The sequence below is a fragment of the Nocardioides sp. genome, assembly GCF_964229035.1.
In the GTDB taxonomy this organism is placed as follows: Bacteria; Actinomycetota; Actinomycetes; order Propionibacteriales; family Nocardioidaceae; genus Nocardioides.
Genome location: NZ_CAXRAZ010000024.1, coordinates 1 through 3,998, shown reverse-complemented (window position 1 = coordinate 3,998; position 3,998 = coordinate 1). Strand labels below are relative to the sequence as shown.

Annotated in this window: 4 protein-coding genes and 1 pseudogene; all 5 read right to left on the bottom strand. The window is 70.5% G+C overall.

Annotated elements, in window-relative coordinates:
- Positions 1–74: 74 nt before the first annotated feature.
- On the bottom strand, positions 75–872 hold the full coding sequence (gene prcA, locus ACERUN_RS07650; RefSeq protein ID WP_370289274.1) for a proteasome subunit alpha: 798 nt from the start codon (positions 870–872) through the stop codon (positions 75–77).
- Positions 869–1,738, bottom strand: coding sequence for a proteasome subunit beta (gene prcB / locus ACERUN_RS07645; protein WP_370289275.1), 870 nt, complete (start codon positions 1,736–1,738; stop codon positions 869–871). The genes prcA and prcB overlap by 4 nt, the downstream gene beginning before the upstream one ends.
- 8 nt (positions 1,739–1,746) lie before the next feature.
- Positions 1,747–1,944, bottom strand: coding sequence for a ubiquitin-like protein Pup (locus ACERUN_RS07640; RefSeq protein ID WP_370289273.1), 198 nt, complete (start codon positions 1,942–1,944; stop codon positions 1,747–1,749).
- Between the two features lie 41 nt (positions 1,945–1,985).
- Complete coding sequence (gene dop / locus ACERUN_RS07635; RefSeq protein ID WP_370289272.1) at positions 1,986–3,494, bottom strand: depupylase/deamidase Dop; 1,509 nt, start codon at positions 3,492–3,494, stop codon at positions 1,986–1,988.
- Between the two features lie 80 nt (positions 3,495–3,574).
- Positions 3,575–3,998 (bottom strand): annotated as a pseudogene (locus ACERUN_RS07630) (proteasome ATPase); the annotation flags it as partial.

Here is a 3,998-nt window from a genome sequence, read left to right as displayed (position 1 = left end):
TTGGGCTCCAACCCCCAACCACCGCCGACCGCGCGCCGGAAAGCGCGTGGAGCGACGGTGGGTGAGGTGGAGGGTCAGACGGGCGGTGCTACCGGGGGCTCGCCATCGCCGCCGACGGGCGTCTCCGAGCTGTGGACGACGGGGGCGGACTCGCTGGGGCCGCGGTCGCCGAGCAGCTCCTCGAGACGGGCGGGCAGGATGCGGCGGAACTTGCGCCGCTGGGTGCGGGTGCGGTCGAGGACGGCGACCTCGAGGTCGTCGACCCCGATGACGCGGTCGGTGGCCTGGCCGCGCTCGTCGTTGCTGTGCCCGAGCGCGGAGACCGCCACGGCGAGCGCGGCCTCGAGGGACGCGCCCTCGGTGTAGTGCTCGGCGAGGTAGAACGACACGGTGTCGGCGTCGCCGCCCATCACCGCGTACCCGTGCTCGTCGGCGACGCGGCCCTCGTAGGTGAGGCGGTAGATCTGGTCGTCGGCGGCGGTCTCGCCCACCTCGGCGACGAAGATCTCGACCTCGTACGGCTTCTCACCGCCGGAGGAGAAGATCGTGCCGAGGGTCTGAGCGTAGGCGTTGGCCAGGCCCCGGCCGGTGACGTCGCGGCGGTCGTAGGAGTAGCCGCGCATGTCGGCGAGGCGCACGCCGGCGATGCGCAGGTTCTCGAACTCGTTGTAGCGGCCCACCGCGGCGAAGGCGAGGCGGTCGTACAGCTCGGAGACCTTGTGCAGCGCCTGCGAGGGGTTCTCGGTGACGAGCAGGACGCCGTCGGCGAACTGGACGGCAGCCAGGGACCGGCCGCGGGCGATGCCCTTGCGGGCGAAGTCCGCCCGGTCCTTCATCAGCTGCTCGGGCGAGACGTAGAACGGGGCGCTCATCGCGGCGACTCCTCGGCGTTGGCGACGGTACCGCCGGGGAGGGCGGCGACGGGCCCGTCGGGTCGGTTCATCCGGGCGGTGACCACCTGGCCGGCCAGGGCCGAGAGGTCGGCCTCGGAGAGCCGCTGCGTGCCGTCGGCCGTCACGCTCCACACGACGGGGAAGATGCGGCGGGTGAGGTCGGGGCCGCCGGTGGCGGAGTCGTCGTCCGCGGCGTCGTAGAGGGCCTGCAGGCACACGCGCACGGCGTCCTCGCGGGTGAGGTCCTCGCGGTAGAGCTTCTTGAGCGAGCCGCGGGCGAACAGCGAGCCGGAGCCGACGGTGAAGAAGGAGGCCTCCTCGTGGCGCCCACCGGTGACGTCGTAGCCGAAGATGCGCCCGACGCCACGGTCGAGGTCGTAGCCGGCGAACATCGGGACGACGGCCAGCCCCTGCATCGCCATGCCGAGGTTGGCGCGGATGAGCGCCGAGAGTCGGTTGGCCTTGCCGTCGAGGCTGAGCAGGGTGCCCTCGATCTTCTCGTAGTGCTCGAGCTCGACCTGGAACAGCCGCACCATCTCGACGGCGAGTCCGGCGGTGCCGGCGATGCCGACCACGGAGTACTCGTCGGCGGGGAACACCTTCTCGATGTCGCGCTGGGCGATGACGTTGCCCATCGTGGCGCGACGGTCGCCGGCCATCACCAGGCCGCCGGGGAAGGTGACCGCCACGATCGTGGTGCCGTGCGGCGCCAGGTCGGCGGCGCTCCCGGCAGGCAGCGACTGGCGGGCGGGGAGGAGGTCAGGGGCGTTCGCGGCCAGGAAGTCGCTGAACGAGGAGGTCCCGGGGCGCAGGTACGCCGCCGGGATGCGCGCGTCGGAGGTCATCGGGGCGGTCACTCCCCGCCCTTCTGGATGAACGACTTGACGAAGTCCTCGGCGTTGGTCTCGAGCACGTCGTCGATCTCGTCCAGGATCGCGTCGACGTCGTCGTCCAGGGCCTCCTTGCGCTCGGCCACGTCGGAGGACGCGACGGCGTCGGTGGTCTCCTCGGTGTCCTCGGCCTTGCGAGGCTGCTTCTGCTCCTGTGCCATGGTCCGAGCCTAGTGCCTCGGGCCCAGCCTCCGCGGGGGCCTCAGCGCGTGAGCGCCTCCACCAGCGCGTCGGCGGTGTCGCTGGCGTCGATGAGGTCGCCGACGTGGGCTCGACTGCCGCGCAGGGGGTCGATGGTGGGCACCCGCTGGAGCGACTCGCGGCCCGGCAGGTCGAAGATCACCGAGTCCCAGGACGCCGCGGCGACGTGCTCGGCGTACTTCTCCAGGCAGCGACCCCGGAAGTAGGCGCGCGTCTGCTCGGGCGGCTCGGTCATCGCGCGGTCGACCTCGGCATCGGTGAGCAGGCGCTGGATGCGTCCGGCCGACACGAGGCGGTGGTAGAGACCCTTCTCGGGCCGGATGTCGGAGTACTGGTAGTCGATCAGCTGCAGCTTGGCGTCGTCCCAGGCGAGGCCGTCGCGCGAGCGGTACTGCTCGATGAGCTTGAGCTTGGCGACCCAGTCGAGCTGGTCGGCCAGCGACATGGGGTCGGTCTCGAGGAGCGCCAGCGTTCGCTCCCAGCGCTCGAGGATGTCGACGGTCTGCTCGTCGGCGTCGCTGCCGAGACGGTCCTCGACGTACTTGCGGGCCAGGTCGAGGTACTCGCGCTGGAGCTCGATGGCGGTGAGCTTGCGGCCGTCGGCGAGGGTGACGCGCTGGCGCAGGGTCGGGTCGTGGCTCACGGCCCGCAGCGCCTTGACCGGGGTGTCGACGGTGAGGGGGCGGTCGATGAAGCGGTCCTCGATCATCGCGAGCACCAGCGAGGTCGTGCCGACCTTGAGGTAGGTGGAGATCTCGCTGAGGTTCGCGTCGCCGATGATCACGTGCAGTCGGCGGTACTTCTCCGGGTCGGCGTGCGGCTCGTCGCGGGTGTTGATGATCGGGCGCTTGAGCGTGGTCTCGAGCCCCACCTCGACCTCGAAGAAGTCGGCGCGCTGACTGATCTGGAAGCCCTCGTGGCGACCGTCCTGACCGCGGCCCACCCGGCCGGCGCCGCACACCACCTGTCGGGAGACGAAGAACGGCGTCAGGTGCGTGACGATGTCGGCGAACGGCGTCGAGCGGCGCATGAGGAAGTTCTCGTGTGCACCATAGGAGGCGCCCTTGTTGTCGGTGTTGTTCTTGTAGAGCACGATCCCCGGGTTGCCGGGCAGGGTCGCGGCGCGGCGGGCGGCGTCCAGCATCACCTGCTCGCCGGCCTTGTCCCACAGCACGATGTCGCGCGGCGTGACCACCTCGGGCGTGGAGTACTCCGGGTGGGCGTGGTCGACGTAGAGGCGGGCCCCGTTGGTGAGGATGACGTTGGCGAGGCCGAGGTCCTCGTCGGTGAGCTGCGAGGGGTCGGCCACCTGCCGCGACATGTCGAAGCCGCGGGCGTCGCGCAGGGGCGACTCCTCCTCGAAGTCCCACCGCGCACGACGTGCCTTCACCGTGGCTGTGGCGTAGGCGTTCACGACCTGCGAGGACGCCACCATCGGGTTCGCGGTCGGGTTGCCCTGGACGGCGATGCCGTACTCCACCTCGGTGCCCATCACGCGTCGCACGCTCATGGCTCCAGCCTACGGGCCGCACGTGGCACGACCCCGCGTCGCACCGGCCGCAGGCCGGGGACGCGGGGTCGTGGCGACGATCAGAGGTACTGACCGGTGTCGTTGACCGTGTCGATCGAGCGGCCGGGCTCGGTGCCCTGCTTGCCGGTGATCAGGGTGCGGATGAACACGATCCGCTCGCCCTTCTTGCCGGAGATGCGTGCCCAGTCGTCGGGGTTGGTGGTGTTGGGGAGGTCCTCGTTCTCCTTGAACTCGTCGACGCAGGCCTGGAGCAGGTGCGAGACCCGCAGGCCCTTCTGCTGGCGGTCGAGGAAGTCCTTGATGGCCATCTTCTTGGCGCGGTCGACGATGTTCTGGATCATCGCGCCGGAGTTGAAGTCCTTGAAGTACAGGACCTCCTTGTCGCCGTTGGCGTAGGTGACCTCGAGGAAGCGGTTCTCCTCGGTCTCGCTGTACATCCGCTCGACCGTGGCCCGGATCATCCCGGCGACGGCGGCACCGCGG